Source organism: Enterobacter cloacae complex sp. 394I7, assembly GCF_057320345.1.
The window spans coordinates 1,289,162-1,309,530 of sequence record NZ_JBXWCR010000001.1 but is presented as its reverse complement, the minus strand read 5'-3'; the positions used below and the strand labels follow the sequence as shown (position 1 = coordinate 1,309,530).

Below are 20,369 nucleotides of genomic sequence, written 5' to 3'. Positions count from 1 at the left end.
TTTAGATAGACGTTCTGCGATAGCTGCGGTATTCCGGCATCCAGAAGTTGTCGTCAATGGCCTGCTGCAGCGCATCGGCGGAGGTTTTCACCGCCACGCCTTGCTGCTGTGCCATTTTTCCTACTGCGAAAGCGATCGCACGGGACACTTTATGAATGTCTTTCAGCTCTGGCAACACCAGGCCTTCACCGTTATTCACCAGCGGTGAGTGTTTCGCCAGGGTTTCGCTGGCGGACATCAGCATTTCGTCGGTAATGCGTGACGCACCGGACGCGATAACCCCCAGACCAATCCCCGGGAAGATGTAGGAGTTGTTGCACTGCGCGATCGGATAGGTTTTATCCTTCCACACCACCGGGTCGAACGGACTGCCGGTTGCCACCAGTGCGTTACCTTCGGTCCAGGCGATGATGTCCTGCGGCGTTGCTTCTACACGGGAAGTCGGGTTAGAGAGTGGCATCACGATAGGGCGCTCGCAGTGCTTGTGCATTTCGCGAATAATCTCTTCGGTGAAGAGGCCGGTTTGCCCGGAAACGCCGATAAGAATGTCCGGCTTCACGTTGCGCACCACGTCCAGCAGGGAGAGCACCTCGTTGTCGGTATCCCAGTTTTTCAGGTTCTCGCGTTTCTGAACCAGTCGGGTCTGGAACGGCAGCAGGTTAGGCATACCGTCGGTCAGCAGGCCGAAACGGTCAACCATATAGACGCGGGAACGGGCCAGTTCTTCACTCAAGCCCTCGCGCTGCGTCTGAGCAATAATCTGCTCGGCAATACCGCAGCCCGCAGAGCCTGCCCCCAGGAAGACGATTTTCTGGTAGCTCAACTGGCTGCCTGCCGCACGGCTGGCGGCGATCAGCGTCCCAACGGTCACGGCGGCGGTGCCCTGAATGTCGTCGTTGAATGAACAGATGTCATCGCGGTAGCGGTTCAGCAGCGGCATGGCGTTCTTCTGCGCAAAGTCTTCAAACTGCAGCAGCACGTTCGGCCAGCGTGCTTTAACGGCCTGGATAAAATCATCAACAAACTGATAATACTCATCGTCGGTAATGCGCGGATGACGCCAGCCCATGTACAGCGGATCGTTGAGCAGCTGCTGGTTGTTGGTACCCACATCCAGCACTACCGGCAGGGTGTACGCCGGGCTGATACCCCCACAGGCGGTGTACAGGGAGAGCTTACCGATAGGGATCCCCATTCCGCCAATGCCCTGATCCCCGAGGCCGAGAATACGTTCCCCGTCAGTCACAACAATGACCTTGATATTGTGGTTCGGCACGTTCTGCAGAATATCGTCCATATTGTGACGGTTCTGATAGGAGATGAATACGCCGCGGGAGCGACGGTAGATCTCAGAGAAACGTTCACACGCCGCACCCACCGTTGGGGTGTAGATCACCGGCATCATCTCTTCGAGGTGGTTCTGAACCAGGCGATAGAAGAGGGTTTCATTGGTGTCCTGAATGTTACGCAGGTAGATGTGCTTGTCGATTTCAGTCTTGAAACCCTGATACTGGATCCACGCACGTTCAGCCTGTTCTTCAATGGTTTCCACCACTTCGGGCAGCAGACCAAGCAGGTTGAAGCTGCTGCGCTCTTCCATGCTGAAGGCGCTGCCTTTGTTGAGCAGGGGGAATTCCAGTAAAACCGGACCGGCATAAGGGATATATAAGGAACGATGTTTTTTCAGTTTGTTGTCCATGTCACTCACTCTTTTTTTGAAGATCCGTCCCTGACACTGCTGTTTGTCATCTTTCTGGCCTGTGCGGTGGGGTGCGGTCAGGCGGTATTATAAAGGAGCTAAATGTTAATTACCGCAACACATAAACAAAAACACCATCGGTTTTGCCGATGGTGTTCAGGATCTCTTACTGGAACTTACTTGCCAGCGTGGCGTTTTCTGCCGGTGGCATGGGTGACTTGCGTTTCACTGTCGCCCTCAATCACCACTTTACGTTGGTTAGAAAGCTTGTAGTTCAGTCCCAGAATATGGCGTGCCTGACGGTTCGATTTCATCTTTACTCCTCAATCCTGTTGATAGTTTTAAGGACAAGTTTGCTTACGCAAACGAAATGTAACCCCTTAGGTTGCAGATCCAGCTTAGCAGGTTTTTACAAAGAGGCATTCTGTCCACTGACCACGTAGTTAATGGTCTGTTGGTAGATGTCACTGAGGATGTCATTGTCTGTGGATTCCACCCATTTGGTCAGTTCCATCAAAATGTCATCTTCAGTCACAGCACCGTGTTCGGCGTGAAGACCCTGTGCGATCGCGTTAACGAGTTCAGGTTGTGCTGCTGCGGTATTTGCCGGGTAATAAGTAAACATGCTGCCTCCGTGTCGTTGTCTGTGTAATGGTACGGCTCGCAAAAAATGTAATTCACAAACAGAATGGCAAATATTTTCCTTGCTGTGTCTAAGATTCATCTTAGAAATAAAAATGACATAAGTGCATGCTTTTAGACACTTTTAGAAATGGAGGAATAATGACAGGGGACGAGGGGGAATATTTTGATGCTGCTCCTGCTATCCGAGAAAATAGCAGGAGCAGAGATTAATTTACCATTTCATTTCGCCGGTATTCACTTTCGCACTTAATTCCAGCGAGCTCTCTTCGGCCAGGCCCGGATACGCTTTTTTCATGGCGCTAATGACGCCAGCAGAATCTTTGTGATTAGCCAGCGTCTGCTCGAACCGCTGCAGATATTCACGGGTAAAATCGATAGCGCCGGTACCTGACGGTGGCGTCCCCAGATAGTGACCCGGGATCACGCGCTCAGGTTTGTGCGCCGCCATGTTTTCCAGCGTATCCTGCCACTGCTGGCGACGCGCCCAGGTCTGGGTATCGGCCGTCCACAGATGGATGCCCCATGAAACGCCCGTGCCGCCAAGAATCGTCTTCGCCGACGGGATCCAGACATAGGCCGCGTAGCTGTCTGGCTGTTCAATATCGATTTTCTCACCATCAACCATAAACGTGGTGGAGGTCAGCACCTGGGGAACGATCAGCGTTGTTGGCGCGCCGTCTTTCATCTGTGGGCCCCAGAAGGCCAGCTTGGCATCTTTGGTGGCCTTGATATGGTCAACCACCTGCTGAGTCGCCACGACTTTCGCATTCGGGAATGCTTTAACCAGCGGCTGCAGACCAAAGTAGAAGTCCGGATCGCCGGAGGTGATCACAATCTTGTTCAGGGTTTTACCGCTGCGGCGAATTTTCTCCACCAGTGCTTCACCGTCTTTCACGCTGAACTGCGCGTCAAACAGGACGGCCTCTTTCGGGCCGGACACCAGCGTCGACGAGACCGCAAAAATGCCTTTCTCCTGCGGGTTCCAGGTATCAATGGTCAACGGTGCGGCAAAGACCGCCGGCGTGAAGAGGGTGCATAGCAGTGCAAGGCGAGTGAGCTTCATCATCATGTCTCTTTTTATCAGGAAAGACCCTATTGTACCGAACTCTACATTTGCCAGAATTCCTGAAACAAGACATGCTTAGTTTCATAAATCGAGCAAATGGAGCGTTATATGGATCGCGTTATTGCCGCACAGGTCTATAACCGGATTTGCGAGCTGGGAAGTTTGAGTGCCGCAGCCCGTGCGCTGGGCATTTCCCGGCCCATGGTAAGCCGTTATCTTGAGCAGATGGAGAAGTGGGCGGGGACCCGCCTGGTGAACCGCTCAACGCGTAAGCTGACGCTGACCGCAGCAGGGGAAAAGGTACTGCAGAAAACGCGTACCCTTTCGCAACTGTCGCAGGAGATTGAAGGCCAGTCGGAGAAAGATTTACCTTCCGGCACCTTACGGGTAGCCTGCGCGCACTTTACCGCCATGCACATGATTGCGCCGGTACTGCCCGGGCTGCTGGCGCGTTATCCGCAGCTCAGAATTGAACTGGATGTGAATAACCATCCTGTGAGTCTGGTGGGCGAGCGAATTGACGTAGCCGTGCGTATTACCGATAACCCGGAGCCGGGGATGATTGCCCGCAGGCTGGGTGAGTGCCGTTCGGTGCTTTGCGCCTCGCCGGACTATCTTGCGCAGCACGGCACGCCCGTGACGCCTGAGGATTTGGCGCAGCACAATTGTCTGCATTACAGCTTCTTTGCGGGTCAGTCGTGGCATTTTGTGACGCTGGAAGGCGAAAGCGTGAGCGTCGCGGTGAGCGGCAATCTTAGCGCCAGCATCTCGTCGTTGTTGATGGACGCGGCGGTTAAACATTGCGGTATTGCAATGCTGCCCGAGCACGAAGCGCAAGGGGCGCTCGAGCAAGGGCTGCTGGTCCCGCTGCTAACAGACTTAGTCCCTAAGCCGCTCGCCATTCACGGGATTTACCAGTCGCGGGAATATCAGCCTGCGGCCCTGCGCGTCTTTCTTGATGAAATTGCAGGGCATCTGAACTGATGCCCGCGCAGTGAGCCTGTGGCTTATTTCGTCGTCAGCCAGGGCGACGTCGTGCTCCAGAAAATAATATCTGCGCCGAGATACGCTTCTGCGAACTGAACAAATTCATCTTTGGTGAAGGGCTTGCCGGTAGCCGGGTTTCTATAGGTAAGTGTGGGCTCCTGAACGGCCATGGCGACCAGCGGCAGTTTGTTTTTATACTGGTTAAAGAACGGATAGGCGTTTTTCATTTGCGCCTTGCGGTTGGGAACAATATCCGGTCCGCCAAGCCCGATATTATGGGCACTGGCGTATTCAAACAGCCGCCCCATGTAATTATGATCATTGTTCCATTCACACGGCCAGAAGTTCACATATTGTACGACATGGGATTGCGTGAAAACCTTTCGCGCAAAGGCGAGGTTTTCCATTTCTCCGGCAAAATAGTTGTCGCACGAAAATCCTGTCGGCGGCTTTTTCTCATCAAGGTCAATGGCGGTTTCAGGTAAGTTCACACCGTAAACCTGGCCATCAAAACGCTTCGCCAGGGCTGCCAGTAAGGCCTGATACCGTTCACGCACGGCAGGATCCCACTGACGGGCTACCCAGCCTGAACCTGTAGGTTTCCCTTCACCAGGGTTGTCAAACTGCGGAGAAATACCGCCGCTGTACTTTGTGTCTGCCATCAGATAATCAGGGACATACCGGGCATCTTTTTCGAAGAAGCGATCCTGAATTTGAATAAACAGCTTTTTATTGCTGGCCTTCAGGCGCGCCAGGTCTCTCTCTATGGATGAGAAGTCATATCTGTTTTTCTCAGGCTCCAGTGCACGCCAGTTATAAACGATCTGCGCGCCACCGATATCACGACGGGCGATAAGCGCGGCGGCGGCATCAAGGTCGCCCGAGCTGGTATAGATAAAATTCTCCGGCGTGCTGGCAAAGAGGGGGAACGTCACGGCGAGCGTGGTCAGCGCCACGACAATCCTGGTGTTTAGCATCATAGGCCTTTCCCTTTTGATGGTTCGAAGTGATGTATCGCATCAACGCCAACCAGAATACTCTGTGTTCCAGGACGCGTCAGATCTCTGGTCTATACTTAACCCTTTGTAAGCCAAAAGGAGAGCAAGAATGACAATTCATAAGCACGGTTCAGCACACTGGTCTGGCGATATTAAACGCGGAAAAGGAACTGTTTCTACCGAGAGCGGCGTTCTCAATCAACAGCCTTACGGCTTCAACACCCGTTTTGAAGGCGAAAAAGGGACCAACCCGGAAGAACTGATTGGTGCCGCACACGCAGCCTGTTTTTCGATGGCACTGTCGCTGATGCTGGGTGAAGCAGGCTACACCGCCGATTCCATTGATACCACCGCCGACGTGTCACTGGATAAAAAAGAGGGCGGTTTCGCCATTACGAAGGTCGCACTGCAGAGCAAGGTTACTGTACCCGGCATTGACCCTCAGCAGTTCGATGGCGTTATTCAGAAAGCGAAAGCCGGCTGCCCGGTTTCCCAGCTGTTGAATGCGGAAATCACGCTGGATTACACGCTCAATTAAACCTCAGCCGGGTTAACACCCGGCTATCCCTTCAGCGCGGCAGGAAACACCTCTGCCAGCCAGGCGATAAACACTCTCAGTCGATGTGTCAGATGCCGGTTCTGCGGATAAACCACATGAAACGGATAAGCGTCAGGTCGCCAGTCGCTAAGAATTTCAGTTAACGTCCCCGCCTGTAAATGCCTTTTTGCCGAATATTGAAATGTCTGAATAATACCTAAACCTGCCACCGCCGCCGCCAGATGAGCGTTGCTTTCATTGACCCCAAGGAAGTGCGGAATGCTTATCTCCAGCTTTTCTCCCTTTTCCCTGAAGCGAAACGGAAAGGCCCGACCGGTGACGGGAGAAAGGTAGCTAATCAGCTTATGGCCATTGCACAGCTCCCGCGGATAGGCCGGTACGCCATGATGTTTTAAATAATCGGACGTCGCGCAGGTGACCATTTCAGCGTCGCCCAGATGACGGGCAATAAGGGAGGAGTCGTCCAGAGGGCCGCCGCGGATCACGCAGTCAACGTTACCGCTGATCAAATCCACGGGCCGGTCGGCCACGCCAAGATCGATGCGTATTTCCGGATAACGCTGCATAAAATCCGGGAGCAGGGGGATCAGCACGTCGCGCGCGGTTGAACCGCCCACATCCACGCGCAGATGGCCTTTCGGCGTCGCGCGAGAAACGCGAAACGACGTATCGATATCTTCAATATCAATCAGCACCCTGAGCGCTTTTTCATAGTACCCGGCACCTTCCGGTGTGGTGACTACCCGTCGTGTCGTGCGGTGTAAAAGCCGGATCTCCAGGTGCGCTTCGAGCGATTTCACCAGCTTGCTCAGGGTGGCGATAGGCATATTCAGAGAATCAGCCGCACGCGTAAAACTTCCGGTTTCCACCACCCGCGTAAATGCGCGCATTGCCATGAGCTGGTCCATTCGTACTCCGGATTATTTCCACCTGTGAATAGTGATTTTCATTTTTGCCCGTTTTTCATTAATCCTGCAACCGATAGAGTTTATTCAACGCAAGCGAAAACCTCTTCAACCGTTTTTGCGGGCATCCTGAAAACATGATTAAAGGTGAATAACATGAATACGTCTCTCGCAGGTAAAATTGCCCTGGTTACGGGCGGTAGCACAGGTATCGGTCTCGCCACCGCGCAGGAACTGGCGGCCCAGGGCGCGAAGGTTTATATCACCGGACGTCGTCAGGCGGAGCTGGACGCTGCCGTTGCACAAATTGCCACCGCGGCGGTCGGCATCCGTGCGGACGTCTCTCAACTTTCCGACCTCGATAAAGTCTATGCGCAGATTGCAAAAGACGAAGGGCGTCTGGATATTCTGTTCGCCAATGCGGGTGGTGGCGACATGCTGCCGTTAGGCGCTATCACTGAAGAGCAGTTTGACCGCATCTTTGCAACCAACGTTCGCGGTGTACTGTTCACCGTGCAAAAAGCGTTACCGCTGTTATCAGCCGGATCGTCGATCATTCTGACCGGATCCACGGTGTCCATTAAAGGAACCGCAAACTTTAGCGTATACAGCGCCAGTAAAGCCGCCGTGCGCAACTTTGCCCGTTCGTGGGCGCTGGATTTGCAGGGGCGCGGTATTCGCGTCAACGTGGTGAGCCCGGGGCCCATCAAAACCCCAGGGCTGGGTGACCTGGTGCCGGAAGAACATCGTCAGGGGCTGTATGACGCGCTGGCCGCCCAGGTGCCGCTGGGACGCTTAGGCGCGCCGGGGGAAGTGGGGAAAGCGGTGGCGTTTCTGGCCTCAGATGCAGCAAGCTTTATCAACGCCACCGAACTGTTTGTCGACGGTGGAATGGCGCAAATTTAAACGTGAAACAGCGCAACCCTGCGTGGCTACTCGCTCAGATTGCGCCAGCAACGCACGCTACAGCCCTCAACTGAAGGCTGTAGCGACTGCGGATGTTCGCATCCTTGCGCTGCCTGCGGACAGCGGTCCCGGAAATAACAGCCGGTGGGAAGGTGGCGATTGCCAGGAAGCTCTGTTTTACGCAGCGCCAGGTTTTCATCCAGCGGTTCACCGGTTCTGGGAACGGAATCAAGCAGCAGCCGGGTGTAGGGATGGCGCGGCCTGACAAGCACCTGATCGGTAGTTCCCAGTTCCACGATCTGGCCCAGATACATCACCGCCACACGATCGCTCATGTGTCTGACTACCGAGACGTTATGTGAGATCAACACATAGGTTAGGTTCCGTTCCTGCTGCAGTTTTACCAGCAGGTTGAGGATTTGCGCCTGCACGGAAATATCCAGCGCGCTGGTGGGTTCGTCGAGCACGATGATGTCTGGATTGGACGACAGCGCCCGGGCGATAGCAATGCGCTGGCGCTGCCCGCCTGAAAAGGCATGCGGTAACCGGTCAAGATATTCCGCACGAATACCCACCTGCATCGCCAGCGTCTCTGCCAGCTGGCGCCGTTCGCGTTCACTGCTGCGTTTTTGCACCCACACCGGCTCGGTGATGATGCGCCACACCGGCAGACGCGGGTCGAGGGAGGAGAGCGGGTCCTGAAAAACCATCTGCATGCCGCCCGCGTGATGCGTCCGCTGATAGTCGCCGGTGCTGGGCCTGAGCATGCCCATCAATAGCTGTGCCAGCGTGCTTTTCCCGCAGCCGGATTCCCCAACAATGCCCAGCGTTTCGCCGCGACGGATCTGCAGGTCCAGCCCATTGAGGGCATGCACCTGTTCCGTAACGCGGCCCAGCCAGTTTTTGCGCGCGGGAAAGTTGACATGCACGCTATCCAGTTCAAGCAAAATGTCAGACATGGTGTTTCTCCCGTTGCGGGTACCAGCAGGCAGCCATCTGGCCCTCTGCACCATTGGGAAGCAAGCGCGGTGCCTCACCGCATTTCGTCCCGGCGGCAAAGCAGCGCTCGCGGAACGCGCAGCCTTGTGGAAGCTGGCTGAGATTAGGCACCGTGCCGGGAATGGCCGGAAGCAACTCGCGCGGCGCACCGTTTTCAGGTGCACATTGCAGCAGACCGATGGAGTAGGGATGAACGGGATGGTGGATCAGCGTTTGCGTGGCACCGCTCTCAATTACGCTTCCTGCGTACATCACATACATCCGGTCACAGAGCTGGGAAACCACGGCCATATCGTGGCTGATAAACAGCACCGAGGTTCCGCTGGCCCGCGCCTTGTGCTTCAGCAGACGCAGTACCTGCAGCTGCACGGTCACATCCAGCGCCGTGGTCGGCTCGTCGGCGATGATAAGTTCAGGCTCGCAGGAGAAGGCAAGGGCGATCATCACTCGCTGACGCATGCCGCCGGACAGTTCAAACGGATAACGCGCCATCACCGCTTTCGCGTCCGGGATTTGCATCTCCTCCAGCAGGGCAATCGCTTTTTGCTGCGCCGCGCGACGGTCGAGCGGCTGATGCTGGCGGATCACCTCCACCATTTGCTTACCAATCCGTCGCGTTGGGTTAAGGGCGGTCATGGGCTCCTGAAAAATCATTGCCACTTTTGCCCCGCGCCACTGGCGAAGCTGTTTTTCCGATGCGGTCAGAACATCTTCTCCCAGCAATGTTACCTGACCGTGATGAATTCGGTAGCTGCCTTCCGGCAACAGGCGCATGGCGAGCATGGCGGTAACTGACTTCCCGGACCCCGACTCGCCCACTACGCCGACAATTTCCCCCCGTTTAATCTCCAGCGAGACGTGGTTCAGCGCATGAACCTCACCGCGGTATATCGGGAAACTCAGATGTAAATCCTCGATGGTTAAAACAGAGTCGGTCATGACTGTTTCCCTCCTGATTTCGGATCCAGCAGGTCGCGGAGGCCGTCACCAAAAAGATTAAAGCCCACGGCGGTAATCAAAATAGCCGCACCAGGAAAAGCGCAATACCACCACTGGTCAAGTACATAGTTGCGCCCTACGGCAACCATCGCGCCCCATTCGGCGGTGGGTTGCTGTGCGCCCAGACCGATAAAGCCCAGCGTGGCGGCCATCAGAATGGCGCTGCCAATATCCAGCGAAGCCTGCACAATCAGCGGTGGCAGGGCGTTGCGCAGAATATGCCAGCTGATTAAATGCCAGCGTGATGCGCCGAAGGTGCGGGCCGCCTGAACATAGGTAAACTGGCGCACGACAAGGGTTTGCCCGCGTGCCAGACGCACGTAAAACGGGATACGTACAATCGCGATGGCGAGCATTGCGTTAAACAGGCTCGGCCCCAGCGCCGCTGCCAGTGCCATGGTCAGCACTAGCGAGGGAATGGAGAGCATCACGTCCATAATGCGCATAATAATGGCGTCGCCGCGCCCGCCCAGTACGCCAGACAAACAGCCCAGCAGCGAGCCAATACCGCCCGCAATCACCACGACGGCCAGCCCCGCGCTGATCGACTGCTGGCTGCCGGCGAGCACCCGGCTGAACAGATCGCGGCCAACCTCATCGGTGCCAAACCAGTGTTCGGCAGACGGAGCCTGCAGACGCGCGGTCAAATCCAGCGCATTGGGGTCATGCGGCACAATCCACGGTGATGTCACCATCAGCAGGAGCATCAGGATCATGATCGCGGCGCCAATCAGCGTGAGGGGGCTTTTACGCAGCATCCAGAACAGTTTTGCCCAGTTGATGCCTGCTTTCGCTGTTTTAACCGGGACGGGCGTTTCCTGAGTCAACATCATTCGGCACCTCCGCGCCCGATTCGCGGGTCAACCCACAGATAGAGCAGATCGACCACCAGATTAACCAGCACATAGGCCAGTGAGACTACTACCGCGAAGCCCATGACGGCAGGGAAATCGAGCGCCTGAATAGAGGTGACGACCCAGGCGCCCATTCCCGGCCAGGCAAAGACGGTTTCGGTGAGGACTGCGCCATACAGCAGATCGCCCAGCGCCAGTCCAAGCACGGTAATCGACGGGATCATCGCATTGGGCAGGGCATAGCGCAGCACGATGTACCAGCCGGGCAATCCGCTGGCGCGTGCGGTTCGTATGTAATCTTCACTGAGTTGCTCCAGCATGGCCGAGCGAACCTGACGCGCCACAATGCCGAGATGAACAAATGCCAGCGTCATTGAAGGTAAAATCAGATGCTGCAGGGCATTGAAAAAGACCTCCCCGTTGCCTTCCAGCAGCGCATCCACCAGATAAAAGCCAGTAACGCGCGTCGGTGGATCGAGCCAGTCGTCAAGCCTTCCGCCGCCTGGCAGAAGTTGCAGATGCCCGTAGAAGAGGACTATCACCCCCAACCCAAGCCAGAATGCGGGCGTTGAAATGCCCGTCATCGCCATTAACCGCACCAGATGATCCAGCCAGCGGTCACGGTAGACCGCCGATAAAATCCCCAGCGGCACGCCGATAACCAGCGCCAGCAGCAGGGAACAAAAAGCCAGCTCCAGGGTGGCCGGGAAAAAGGCCTTCAAATCTTCCGCAACCGGTCGCCCGGTGCGGATAGAGGTGCCTAAATCGCCATGGGCCAGCGCATCCACATAGCGACCAAACTGGATATACAGCGGTTGATCCAGCCCCAGCTGCTGGCGGATGCCTTGCACAATGTCGTCGCTGGCGCGGTCTCCGGCCAGCAGGCGGGCCGGATCGCCGGGGATCAGGTGTGAAATAATAAAGGTGATGATACAGACACCGGCCACCACCAGGATTAACCCCCAGCAGCGCTGGCGCACAATGCTCCAGAACGTCATACACTTTCCCCCGGCGAGAACCGTTATTTACTCATGGTGGCGATGTTAAAGACCTGCTCCAGCATTGGATTAAAGGTGAAGCCTTTCACCTCTTTGTTCATCGCCAGCTGGTAGTTCTTCTGGAACAGATACACGTAGGCCGCCTCGTCGATCACCACCTTCTGCGCCTGCTGGTAATCGTGGGTACGCTCCGCCTGATCGGTGGTTTTCAGGGCCGCCTTCAGCAGGGCGTCGACCTCTTTGTTCTCGTAAAACGAGCGGTTACCCGGCAACCCTTTTTTGTCGGACTCAAACCAGTAGTTCATGAACATGTACGGGTCGGCAAAGTCCGGGCTCCAGTTGCCAATGGCGATGTCATAGTCACCTTTCCCGACACGATCGCGCATGGTGGCGTTAGCCAGTTTTTCCAGCTTCACGTTGATGCCGATCTTGCCGAGGCTCGCCTGCGTGGACAGGGCGATCGGCTCCCAGTTGGGGTCGTTGTCTGAATAGAGGAATGTCAGGCTTGTCGGCTTGTCTTTGACTTTCTCCAGCGCGGCTTTGGCTTTGGCCTCGTCAAAGCTGTACTGCATTGCCGTGGCGTCAAACCCCCACATGCCGTCCGGTATCGGGCCGCGCATCTGTTTACCATTGCCGCTCAGGATGCCTTTCACTATCCCCTGATAATCCGTTGCCCAGGAGACGGCCCGACGTAAATCCACCTGATTGAGCGGGGCTTTGCTGTTATTCAGATAAAGATAGGTCACGCGCAGGGACGGATATTCCGCCACCGCCACTTTGCCTTCTTGCTTAAGGGCTGAAAGCTGATCGACGGGCAGTGAATCGGCGATATCCAGATCGCCACGGGAAAGCTGCAGGCGGCGTGAAGCGCTTTCACCAATAATTTTCACCGAAACGCGCTTGAAGTGCGGCTTCTCACCCGCCCAGTGTGGATTCGGAACGAGCACCAGCTGCTGACCTTTCTGCCAGCTTTTCAGCATGAATGGCCCGGACCCGGCGGTGTTTTGCGCTAAATAACCGCGTGCATCATCGGCAGCGTTCGCCTTTAACACCGCCGGGTTAACGATCGACGCACCGTCGTTGGCCAGGGTGTAGAGGAACGGGGCAAACGGCTGGCTGAGGGTGAATTTCACCGTGTGCGGATCGACCGCATCAATTTTGAGATCTTTCGGGAACGCTTCAGACGGCCCCTGGCTAAGCTTCAGCAGACGTTCAAAGGAGAGTTTTACCGCCTCGGCAGTAACCGGCGTGCCATCGGCGAATTTCGCGTTATCGGTAAGGGTAAAGGTCCACTCTTTCTGATCCGCTGACGCCTTCCAGCCCGTTGACAGGTCGCCCTCCACCTCGGTGGAGCCTGGCTTGTACTTCACCAGACGCTGATAGGCGGGGTAGGTCACCGTCCAGTCGTTGTTATCAATGGTCACCGCCGGGTCGAGCGTTTGCGGGTCGGCCGCTTTCCCGATCACCAGCATATCTTTCGGGACGGCAGCCAGCGCAACCGGGGCGCTGAGTGCCAGCGAGGCGGCGATCAGGGTAGTAAGAAGCGTTGTTTTCATGGCAGTGCTCCAGTTTTAAAGAGGGGTGTGCGTCAACGGGAAACAGGCAAAACGATCGTCAAGCAGGGGATAGCTGGCCGCGTTCGGCAGCTCGAAGTGCCACCATTCGCTGCTGATCCCCACAAAGCCGCCACCGGACATGATGGCGTTAAGCAGCAGGCGATTGCGCTGCGCGTGCGGCGGCACGGACGGGTGCCAGGCATGCGAGCGATCGTGCATTTCGTCAAAACCGGCCCCCATATCCAGCACGGTGTTCTGTTCGTCCATCAGCGTAACGTCGATGGCCGTCCCGCGGCTGTGGTTGGAACCAATCGCCACATCAACCACGTATTCCGGGTTCGGGCAGGCATCCCACAACTGAGCCTGCGCTTCCTGCGGACGATAAGCGTCGTAGACCACCAGCTTCAGCCCGGCCAGTGCGGCGATGCTGATGGCTTTCGCCAGCGCGGTGGCCGCATCGGTATGCAGCAGGCACAGCGCCTCCTGATAAATCGGACGGCCCGTGATGTTGTCGGCTGTGGCATATTTCAGATCGATATGCAGCGCAGGGAAGGTCTTCGCCACATCAATCAGTTCACTCTCTGGGGGCATAGCTCCGCTCCTTTAGCGTTCGAATTGACCAAACTCTTGTTGTAATTGCCGGTTTACCGCCAGCCGCTGTGGAAGGGCATCACCCAGCGCTTCCACGACACCTGACAGCAGCAGGTTGAACAGACAGCTCACAGGTGCCAGCGAATCCCAGAAATGGCCGGTTTCGGTTTTCACCTGCAGTAAATCAAGCGGGTAATCCCGCGCCCACGGGCACCAGATATCGGTGATCAGGGCCAGCGAAATACCTTTTTCGCTCGCGACCCGACAGTACTGCCGCGCAATGGTGGAATAGGTGCGGGTATCGGTCAGCACCACGTAGGGGTGGGCGAAACCGGAGTTCAGGGATTCAACCCAGCTGCCGGACGCGCCTTCGGCGTAACTGACGCGCGGGCGAAGGTACTCAAGATGGCTGAAGAAGGCGTTGGCTATCCCACGTGTCGACTGGATCCCCAGCACAAAAACCGCATCCGCGTGGGCAAGCTGATGAACCACCCGGCGGAATGCGTCGGTGTGCGCCAACTGATAAACCTGAGTGATGGCATCCACCTCCAGCGACAGAGAGTGCTGAAGGCGGTTGGGCAGAGGGGACTGCTGCTGCCAGGAGTCCAGCCGCTCGTTCATACCCCAGGGCTGATGCGGGTCGCGCAGGCTCTTTTTGGCATCTTCCAGATTGCGATAGCCGAGTTTTCGCAGAAAGCGTCCCACGGTAATGCCGCTGGTGCCGGTCGCCAGACCCACGCTTTCAGCTGTTTCAAACGGGATCTGTGCGGCATGCGCCAGCAACCAGCTCGCCACCCGCTTCTCGCTGGGGGTCAGCTGGCTGAAAGTGGCTTCAATACGGCTCAACACCTCGGGTTTCGTCGTCATACCGCCTCGCTGTTAACAGGCTGTCAGTCATCAGGTTTGTGTTATTTGATTAACAATGCATGACGCGTGCCATGTCCACAGAGCGACGGGACGCCGCTGTGCTGCAAACTTCATGCAATATTTAGTTAACCAATGATCAACATTTGTGCAGCGTAGTTCACTTTTGGTGCACTGGCTGAGCGGGGAGGTATGAATTTCGTGAATACGTCAGCGTCTTCACATTTTTGATAAGATAGAGACAACGTAAATATGAAAGGGATCCCGGCATGGCGAACTTGCCCTGGCGTATCAGCGTGCGCCTGATGGCGCTCGCAAAGAAAATGGCGATGATCGCAGGAATGGTACTGATCGTCCTGCTCGCGGTTCGGGTTTATCTCTCGCAGCAGGGGCCGGAACTGCATCTCTGGCATACCTGGCGGGCAAATGAGATGTCCGTACGCGAGATCGATAAGGCGAGTTTTGCCCAGTATGTCGCCCGGGAAAACGCCATTTTCACCGATCTGGATAATGCGGTAACGCGCAAAACCCAGGGTGAGGAGCGCACGCCGTTAAACCGCTACTACCGTCAGAGCCTGGTTTGGCCCGGTAAATTTTCACCCGATGCCAACCGCTCCTTTGTGCTGATGCCTGCCGGAACGCCACGCGGCGCGGTGGTGTTGCTGCACGGGCTAACAGATTCGCCTTACAGTGTCCGGCATCTTGCCCGTGATTATCAGCAGCACGGTTTTGTGGCGGTGGTCCCACGCCTGCCCGGGCACGGCACCGCGCCCGGCGCGCTGACGGACGTTGACTGGGAGAGGTGGCTGGCGGCGACGCGCCTCGCAGTGCGCGAAGCCACGCGGCTGGCGGGAGACAATGTTCCCCTGCATCTGGTGGGTTACTCCAACGGTGGGGCGCTGGCGATGAAATATGCCCTTGATGCGCTGGACACGCCTGCGCTTCGCAAACCGCAACAGCTCATCCTGCTCTCGCCAATGATTGGCGTCACGGCGTTCGCCCGGTTTGCAGGATTGGCCGGATTGCCGGCGATGTTACCGCCGTTTGCCAAAGCGGCATGGTTAAACATCTCGCCGGAATATAACCCGTATAAATACAACTCCTTCCCGGTCAATGCGGCGCGCCAGTCATGGCTCTTGACCCAGGCCCTGCAGGAGCAAATGGGGCGGGATGCCCGGGAGCACAGACTGGACCAGCTGCCACCGGTACTCGCATTCCAGTCGGTGATGGATTCAACGGTCAGCACCCGCGCCGTGGTCACCGGCTTATTTGACCTGCTTCCGGCGAACGGCAGCGAGCTGGTTGTATTTGATATCAATCAGGCCGCCAGCTTCCGTCCTCTCTTTAAACCGTCGTCGTGGGCGGCAACCTCTGAGTTACTGCCTGTGGCGAAAAGGCGTTACGGTGTCACGATCATTACCAATGCCAGCGCGGACAGTTTTGCCGCGGTGGCGAAAATAACCCCGGCGGGACGCACCGATGAGACCGCGGTACCGCTGGCGATGTCCTGGCCGCAGGAGGTCTATTCACTGTCGCATGTCGCCGTGCCGTTCCCGCCTGATGACGATCTCTATGGCCGACATCCTGCGGAGAAAAACCGGTATGGCATTAGCCTCGGCACGATTGCGCTGTGGGGGGAAACCTCCGTGCTGAGCGTAGGCAAAGACGCGTTAATGCGGGTGACGTCGAACCCGTTTTATGCCTACATGCAGGAGAGGATTGACAGACGCATCGGGGATGAGAAAAAGTAGCCTCTCCCGCAAGGGGTTAATCTGTTAGGTCGCGCAGATGAAGTATGTTAAACAGTAATGTCCAACGCATACCTCTTATCGGAACACGTTTTTGTGCTGACTACTCTTATTTACCGCAGCCAGTTGAATTTATCCTGCCGATCCGCCGAACTCCAGGCGCTGGTTGAACAGGCCAGGACGCGCAATGCCGGGTTGAATATTACCGGCGTTCTTCTTTCAAAAGGGGATGATGTCCTGCAACTCCTCGAAGGCTCGGAAGAGAGTGTGGTAAGGCTGTTTCAGAAGATCCGTGAGGATAAGCGGCACAGCGGCGTGGTTGAGCTTATGCGGGATTACGGCCCCCGCAGACGTTTTGAGAATGTCGGTATGCTGCTGTTTGACCTGCAGAACCAGTCGCCGAAAGACGTTCTGCAGTCGGTACTGCACTACAGCAAACTGGACAGTTATCTGACATCTGATGATCGGGTGTTCAAATTTATTCAGACGTTTATTACCGGCAAACGACCGGCCCCGTCGGGGGCGCGTTTTGCCCCGGAGAAATGGACGCTCTCGCGTGAGAAATCGCCGTTTGGCGAGAGTCTGGGTCTGCTGGACAAACAAACCTGCCAGTTCGCCCTCCAGCCCATCGTCGAACCGCTGGAAGGGAAAATCAGTTCGCTTGAGGCCCTTATCCGCGGTAATGACGGGGGAAGCCCGGAGCATTTTTTCAGCCGCCTCGATCAGGACAAAATCTATGAAGTCGATCTCCAGACCAAGGCCTGGGCTTTTGCGCTGGCCGACAAACTGGGGATCGGGAGCCATAAAATCGCGGTGAATCTTCTCCCGATGTCGCTGGTGAAAGTGCCTGGCGCCGTGGAGTTTCTGGTTGAACAGATTAAACAACATGGGCTTCAGCCGGAGCAGGTGGTTATTGAAGTGACCGAAAACGAGATGATTTCCGGGTTCAACAAGTTCAATAGCGCCATTAAACACCTGCGTGCTGAAGGTATTGGCCTGGCGATCGATGATTTCGGTTCCGGTTACGCCGGGCTTTCACTGCTGACCCGATTCCAGCCGGATAAAATTAAAATTGACCGCGAAATTGTCAGCAATATTCATCTCAGTGGGCCAAAACAGGCGATTGTGCGCTCGATAGTCAGCTGCTGCACCGACCTTGAAATCACCCTGGTGGCGGAAGGCATCGAGAAGCTGGAAGAGTGGTGCTGGCTTGAATCTGCCGGGATCCGACGTTTTCAGGGCTTTCTGTTTGCCCGTCCAGCGCTGAATGGCGTAGGCGATATTAGCTGGCCACACCTGGTGCGTTAAGCCAATTTTCCTTCCGTATTATTTCCCCTTCGTCCTGCCTGTGCTTAAATAGCTAAAACGGTTTAACATTGTTTAGCTGAGAGGATCACATGCAAAAAATCTGGGTACTTGGCGATGCGGTAGTGGATTTATTACCGGAGGGAGAAGGCCGGTTGCTGCAATGCCCCGGCGGCGCGCCGGCTAACGTGGCGGTCGGTATTGCCCGTCTGGGCGGGAAAAGCGCCTTTATCGGCAGGGTCGGCGACGATCCTTTCGGTCGCTTTATGCATAAAACGCTGGCTGACGAGGAGGTTGACGTAAACTGGATGCGCCTCGACCCGGCACACCGCACGTCAACCGTGGTCGTGGACCTGGACGAACAGGGCGAACGCTCTTTCACCTTTATGGTTCGCCCGAGCGCCGATCTGTTTCTGGCGTCAGCCGACCTGCCGCCCTTTAGCGCAGGAGAGTGGCTGCATGTTTGTTCCATTGCCCTGAGCGCTGAACCGAGCCGTTCTGCAACGTTTCAGGCCATGAACGCGGTCAGGGAAGCGGGGGGTTATGTCAGTTTCGACCCCAATATCCGCCCGGATCTCTGGCCGGATGAGGACGACCTGCGCCGCTGCCTCGAACAGGCGCTGCAATGCGCTGACGTCGTCAAACTCTCCGTCGAAGAACTGGCTTTTTTAACCGCCGACCTTGGGGTCACGGAAGGGCTGGCCGCGCTGATGCGCCGCTGTCCAGCCCGGCTGGTGCTGGTCACTCAGGGCAAAGACGGGGTCATCGCCTGGCATGACGGAACGATGAAGCATTATCCGGCAACCCCCGTTGAATGCGTGGACACCACCGGCGCAGGTGATGCCTTCGTGGCGGGACTGCTTTATGGACTGGCTTCCGCTGGGAGTATCGACAGCCACGATCTTCCACGCGTGATCGCATTAGCCCAGCGCTGCGGCGCGTTAGCCACCACGGCTAAAGGGGCGATGACCGCGCTGCCTTATCACCCGCAACTGTAATTCCTCCCGCAACGGGCCGTCTGTCGACGGCCTGAATTGTCGCCTCGATCACACTTACTAAATCGGTTTAGCAAAAAAGATTGCCGATCCAAAATTGGCAGGTTTAGTATCATCAACCTAAACCGGTTTAGCAATTTAGCACTTTCAATGACTTCTTTTAGGGATGCGACAAAATGTATAAAAAACGCAGACTTGCCGTGATGATAGGCATGCTGGCCGGGAGTACCTCTGTTTTTGCCCAAACGGATATGACGAGTATCGAAGCGCGTCTTGCTGCTCTGGAGCAGCGTCTTCAGGCTGCGGAAACCCGCGCGCAGGTTGCAGAGAAACGCGCCACCGACGCAGAACAAAAAACGCAGCAGTTGGTGACTGCCCAGCAGCAGGCGCAAACAACAACCCAGCAAGTGGCGCAGCGTACCGCTGCACTGGAGAAGAAAGCCGATCAGAGCAGTGGGTTTGAGTTTCATGGCTATGCCCGTTCTGGCCTGCTGATGAACGACGCGGCGTCGAGCAGCAAAAGCGGCCCTTATCTGACGCCAGCCGGGGAAACCGGTGGTGCGGTCGGGCGTCTGGGGAATGAAGCCGATACCTACGTTGAGCTGAATGTGGAACACAAACAGACCCTGGATAACGGGGCGACCACGCGCTTCAAGGCCATGCTGGCGGATGGTCAGAAAACCTATAACGACTGGTCCGCTGACACCAGCGATCTCAATATTCGTCAGGCGTTTGCTGAACTGGGCAATCTGCCTGATTTTAGCGGCGCGCTGAAGGGCAGTACCTTCTGGGCCGGTAAACGCTTTGACCGGGATAACTTTGATATTCACTGGCTGGACTCCGATGTGGTGTTCCTGGCCGGTACCGGTGGTGGCGTGTATGACGTGAAATGGAATGAATCGCTGCGCAGCAACTTCTCTCTTTACGGGCGTAACTTCGGCAGCGAAGAGCAAATCGACAATAACGTTCAAAACTACATCCTGAGCATGAACCACTTCGCCGGGCCGTTCCAGCTAATGGTGAGCGGCCTGCGGGCAAAAGACAACGACGACCGCAAAGACAGCAATGGCGATCTGATAAAAACCGACGCCGCCAACAATGGCGTTCATGCCCTGGTCGGATTGCACAATGAAAGTTTCTACGGCCTGCGCGAAGGTTCAGCCAAAACGGCGCTGCTGTACGGCCACGGGCTGGGGGCAGAGGTGAAGAGCATCGGTTCCGATGGCGCATTGCTCTCTGAAGCCGATACCTGGCGCTTTGCAAGTTACGGTGTCACGCCTCTTGGTGGCGGCTGGCACATCGCGCCTGCCGTTCTGGCCCAGAGCAGTAAAGACCGCTATTTCAAAGGCGACAGCTATGAGTGGGTCACGCTCAATACCCGCCTGATTAAAGAAGTCACGCAGAATTTCGCCCTGGCGTTTGAGGGCAGCTATCAGTACATGGATTTAAATCCGGAAGGGTATAAAGACCGAAACGCCGTCAACGGAAGTTTCTACAAGCTGACCTTTGCCCCAACGTTAAAAGCGGGCAAGATCGGCGATTTCTTCAGCCGTCCTGAGTTGCGTCTGTTCGCCACCTGGATGGACTGGAGCAGCAAACTGGATAATTACGCCAGCGATGATGCCTTTGGCAGCAGCGGTTTCAACGCCGGCGGGGAATGGAACTTTGGGGTACAGATGGAAACCTGGTTTTAAC

General features: G+C 56.2%; 20 protein-coding genes. 7 read left to right on the top strand and 13 right to left on the bottom strand.

Annotation, left to right across the window (positions count from 1 at the left end; translation table 11 throughout):
- Position 1: 1 nt before the first annotated feature.
- The 4 genes from AC2FAP_RS06365 to AC2FAP_RS06350 form a co-directional block, all read right to left on the bottom strand.
- Complete coding sequence (locus AC2FAP_RS06365) at positions 2-1,699, bottom strand: NAD-dependent malic enzyme (RefSeq protein WP_020884079.1); 1,698 nt, start codon at positions 1,697-1,699, stop codon at positions 2-4.
- Positions 1,700-1,875: 176 nt separating this feature from the next.
- Entirely contained in the window at positions 1,876-2,013 is a 138-nt protein-coding gene (gene sra, locus AC2FAP_RS06360) for a stationary-phase-induced ribosome-associated protein (RefSeq protein WP_013096533.1), read from the bottom strand.
- A gap of 95 nt (positions 2,014-2,108) precedes the next feature.
- Positions 2,109-2,324 carry a biofilm-dependent modulation protein gene (gene bdm / locus AC2FAP_RS06355; protein WP_020884080.1) on the bottom strand — a complete coding sequence of 72 codons (216 nt, stop codon included), beginning with the start codon at positions 2,322-2,324 and terminating at the stop codon, positions 2,109-2,111.
- Positions 2,325-2,555: 231 nt separating this feature from the next.
- Positions 2,556-3,407, bottom strand: a complete 852-nt coding sequence (locus AC2FAP_RS06350; RefSeq protein WP_047744697.1) for a Vmh family MBL fold metallo-hydrolase — start codon at positions 3,405-3,407, stop codon at positions 2,556-2,558.
- 111 nt (positions 3,408-3,518) lie between these two features.
- On the opposite strand from AC2FAP_RS06350, the gene AC2FAP_RS06345 reads away from it, so the two are divergent.
- Positions 3,519-4,394, top strand: coding sequence for a LysR family transcriptional regulator (locus tag AC2FAP_RS06345; RefSeq protein WP_176587201.1), 876 nt, complete (start codon positions 3,519-3,521; stop codon positions 4,392-4,394).
- A 23-nt stretch (positions 4,395-4,417) separates the two neighbouring features.
- On the opposite strand, the gene AC2FAP_RS06340 is transcribed toward AC2FAP_RS06345, so the two are convergent.
- Complete coding sequence (locus tag AC2FAP_RS06340; protein WP_032678222.1) at positions 4,418-5,377, bottom strand: hypothetical protein; 960 nt, start codon at positions 5,375-5,377, stop codon at positions 4,418-4,420.
- 127 nt (positions 5,378-5,504) lie between these two features.
- Here AC2FAP_RS06340 and AC2FAP_RS06335 point away from each other — a divergent pair, with 127 nt between their 5' ends.
- The gene (locus AC2FAP_RS06335; RefSeq protein WP_014170171.1) at positions 5,505-5,933 is read left to right on the top strand and encodes an OsmC family protein; all 429 of its coding nucleotides are present in this window, start codon (positions 5,505-5,507) and stop codon (positions 5,931-5,933) included.
- 23 nt (positions 5,934-5,956) lie between these two features.
- On the opposite strand, the gene AC2FAP_RS06330 is transcribed toward AC2FAP_RS06335, so the two are convergent.
- Positions 5,957-6,862 carry a LysR family transcriptional regulator gene (locus tag AC2FAP_RS06330; protein ID WP_047955649.1) on the bottom strand — a complete coding sequence of 302 codons (906 nt, stop codon included), beginning with the start codon at positions 6,860-6,862 and terminating at the stop codon, positions 5,957-5,959.
- Positions 6,863-7,015: 153 nt separating this feature from the next.
- Between AC2FAP_RS06330 and AC2FAP_RS06325 the strand changes: the two genes are divergently transcribed.
- Positions 7,016-7,765 (top strand): SDR family NAD(P)-dependent oxidoreductase, encoded by a 750-nt coding sequence (locus AC2FAP_RS06325; RefSeq protein WP_020884087.1) that lies wholly within the window; start codon positions 7,016-7,018, stop codon positions 7,763-7,765.
- Positions 7,766-7,791: 26 nt separating this feature from the next.
- On the opposite strand, the gene AC2FAP_RS06320 is transcribed toward AC2FAP_RS06325, so the two are convergent.
- The 7 genes from AC2FAP_RS06320 to AC2FAP_RS06290 are packed head-to-tail and all read right to left on the bottom strand — an operon-like array spanning position 7,792 to position 14,629.
- Positions 7,792-8,724 carry an ABC transporter ATP-binding protein gene (locus tag AC2FAP_RS06320; RefSeq protein ID WP_025204144.1) on the bottom strand — a complete coding sequence of 311 codons (933 nt, stop codon included), beginning with the start codon at positions 8,722-8,724 and terminating at the stop codon, positions 7,792-7,794.
- Positions 8,717-9,703 carry an ABC transporter ATP-binding protein gene (locus AC2FAP_RS06315; protein ID WP_020884089.1) on the bottom strand — a complete coding sequence of 329 codons (987 nt, stop codon included), beginning with the start codon at positions 9,701-9,703 and terminating at the stop codon, positions 8,717-8,719. The genes AC2FAP_RS06320 and AC2FAP_RS06315 overlap by 8 nt, the downstream gene beginning before the upstream one ends.
- Positions 9,700-10,596 carry a D,D-dipeptide ABC transporter permease gene (ddpC, locus tag AC2FAP_RS06310; protein WP_410384688.1) on the bottom strand — a complete coding sequence of 299 codons (897 nt, stop codon included), beginning with the start codon at positions 10,594-10,596 and terminating at the stop codon, positions 9,700-9,702. The genes AC2FAP_RS06315 and ddpC overlap by 4 nt, the downstream gene beginning before the upstream one ends.
- On the bottom strand, positions 10,593-11,615 hold the full coding sequence (locus tag AC2FAP_RS06305) for an ABC transporter permease (RefSeq protein WP_014170162.1): 1,023 nt from the start codon (positions 11,613-11,615) through the stop codon (positions 10,593-10,595). Before AC2FAP_RS06305 ends, ddpC begins: the two co-directional genes overlap by 4 nt.
- A 23-nt stretch (positions 11,616-11,638) precedes the next feature.
- Positions 11,639-13,171: an ABC transporter substrate-binding protein gene (locus AC2FAP_RS06300; protein WP_449541660.1), complete on the bottom strand. Its 1,533-nt coding sequence runs from the start codon at positions 13,169-13,171 to the stop codon at positions 11,639-11,641.
- 15 nt (positions 13,172-13,186) lie between these two features.
- Complete coding sequence (gene ddpX, locus AC2FAP_RS06295) at positions 13,187-13,762, bottom strand: D-alanyl-D-alanine dipeptidase (RefSeq protein WP_014170160.1); 576 nt, start codon at positions 13,760-13,762, stop codon at positions 13,187-13,189.
- Positions 13,763-13,774: 12 nt separating this feature from the next.
- A complete protein-coding gene (locus AC2FAP_RS06290) occupies positions 13,775-14,629 on the bottom strand; it encodes a MurR/RpiR family transcriptional regulator (RefSeq protein ID WP_252069448.1) in 855 nt (284 codons plus the stop codon).
- 266 nt (positions 14,630-14,895) lie between these two features.
- On the opposite strand from AC2FAP_RS06290, the gene AC2FAP_RS06285 reads away from it, so the two are divergent.
- From AC2FAP_RS06285 to AC2FAP_RS06270, 4 genes are all read left to right on the top strand, one after another.
- Positions 14,896-16,377, top strand: coding sequence for an alpha/beta hydrolase (locus AC2FAP_RS06285; protein WP_485452881.1), 1,482 nt, complete (start codon positions 14,896-14,898; stop codon positions 16,375-16,377).
- 93 nt (positions 16,378-16,470) lie between these two features.
- Positions 16,471-17,682: a diguanylate phosphodiesterase gene (locus AC2FAP_RS06280; protein WP_025204149.1), complete on the top strand. Its 1,212-nt coding sequence runs from the start codon at positions 16,471-16,473 to the stop codon at positions 17,680-17,682.
- Positions 17,683-17,771: 89 nt separating this feature from the next.
- Complete coding sequence (locus AC2FAP_RS06275; protein WP_449541659.1) at positions 17,772-18,677, top strand: aminoimidazole riboside kinase; 906 nt, start codon at positions 17,772-17,774, stop codon at positions 18,675-18,677.
- Positions 18,678-18,850: 173 nt separating this feature from the next.
- A complete protein-coding gene (locus tag AC2FAP_RS06270) occupies positions 18,851-20,368 on the top strand; it encodes a carbohydrate porin (RefSeq protein WP_485452880.1) in 1,518 nt (505 codons plus the stop codon).
- Position 20,369 lies beyond the last annotated feature (1 nt).

What these genes read in the sequence shown, in the direction of transcription:
- AC2FAP_RS06345 (WP_176587201.1), top strand. Translation starts at nt 3,519, where the DNA reads ATGGATCGCGTTATTGCCGCACAGGTCTATAACCGGATTTGCGAGCTG.
- AC2FAP_RS06305 (WP_014170162.1), bottom strand. Translation starts at nt 11,615, where the DNA reads ATGACGTTCTGGAGCATTGTGCGCCAGCGCTGCTGGGGGTTAATCCTG.
- ddpX (WP_014170160.1), bottom strand. Translation starts at nt 13,762, where the DNA reads ATGCCCCCAGAGAGTGAACTGATTGATGTGGCGAAGACCTTCCCTGCG.
- bdm (WP_020884080.1), bottom strand. Translation starts at nt 2,324, where the DNA reads ATGTTTACTTATTACCCGGCAAATACCGCAGCAGCACAACCTGAACTC.
- AC2FAP_RS06340 (WP_032678222.1), bottom strand. Translation starts at nt 5,377, where the DNA reads ATGATGCTAAACACCAGGATTGTCGTGGCGCTGACCACGCTCGCCGTG.
- AC2FAP_RS06320 (WP_025204144.1), bottom strand. Translation starts at nt 8,724, where the DNA reads ATGTCTGACATTTTGCTTGAACTGGATAGCGTGCATGTCAACTTTCCC.
- AC2FAP_RS06335 (WP_014170171.1), top strand. Translation starts at nt 5,505, where the DNA reads ATGACAATTCATAAGCACGGTTCAGCACACTGGTCTGGCGATATTAAA.
- AC2FAP_RS06290 (WP_252069448.1), bottom strand. Translation starts at nt 14,629, where the DNA reads ATGACGACGAAACCCGAGGTGTTGAGCCGTATTGAAGCCACTTTCAGC.
- AC2FAP_RS06365 (WP_020884079.1), bottom strand. Translation starts at nt 1,699, where the DNA reads ATGGACAACAAACTGAAAAAACATCGTTCCTTATATATCCCTTATGCC.
- AC2FAP_RS06350 (WP_047744697.1), bottom strand. Translation starts at nt 3,407, where the DNA reads ATGAAGCTCACTCGCCTTGCACTGCTATGCACCCTCTTCACGCCGGCG.
- ddpC (WP_410384688.1), bottom strand. Translation starts at nt 10,596, where the DNA reads ATGATGTTGACTCAGGAAACGCCCGTCCCGGTTAAAACAGCGAAAGCA.
- AC2FAP_RS06300 (WP_449541660.1), bottom strand. Translation starts at nt 13,171, where the DNA reads ATGAAAACAACGCTTCTTACTACCCTGATCGCCGCCTCGCTGGCACTC.
- AC2FAP_RS06325 (WP_020884087.1), top strand. Translation starts at nt 7,016, where the DNA reads ATGAATACGTCTCTCGCAGGTAAAATTGCCCTGGTTACGGGCGGTAGC.
- AC2FAP_RS06270 (WP_485452880.1), top strand. Translation starts at nt 18,851, where the DNA reads ATGTATAAAAAACGCAGACTTGCCGTGATGATAGGCATGCTGGCCGGG.
- sra (WP_013096533.1), bottom strand. Translation starts at nt 2,013, where the DNA reads ATGAAATCGAACCGTCAGGCACGCCATATTCTGGGACTGAACTACAAG.
- AC2FAP_RS06315 (WP_020884089.1), bottom strand. Translation starts at nt 9,703, where the DNA reads ATGACCGACTCTGTTTTAACCATCGAGGATTTACATCTGAGTTTCCCG.
- AC2FAP_RS06285 (WP_485452881.1), top strand. Translation starts at nt 14,896, where the DNA reads ATGGCGAACTTGCCCTGGCGTATCAGCGTGCGCCTGATGGCGCTCGCA.
- AC2FAP_RS06330 (WP_047955649.1), bottom strand. Translation starts at nt 6,862, where the DNA reads ATGGACCAGCTCATGGCAATGCGCGCATTTACGCGGGTGGTGGAAACC.
- AC2FAP_RS06275 (WP_449541659.1), top strand. Translation starts at nt 17,772, where the DNA reads ATGCAAAAAATCTGGGTACTTGGCGATGCGGTAGTGGATTTATTACCG.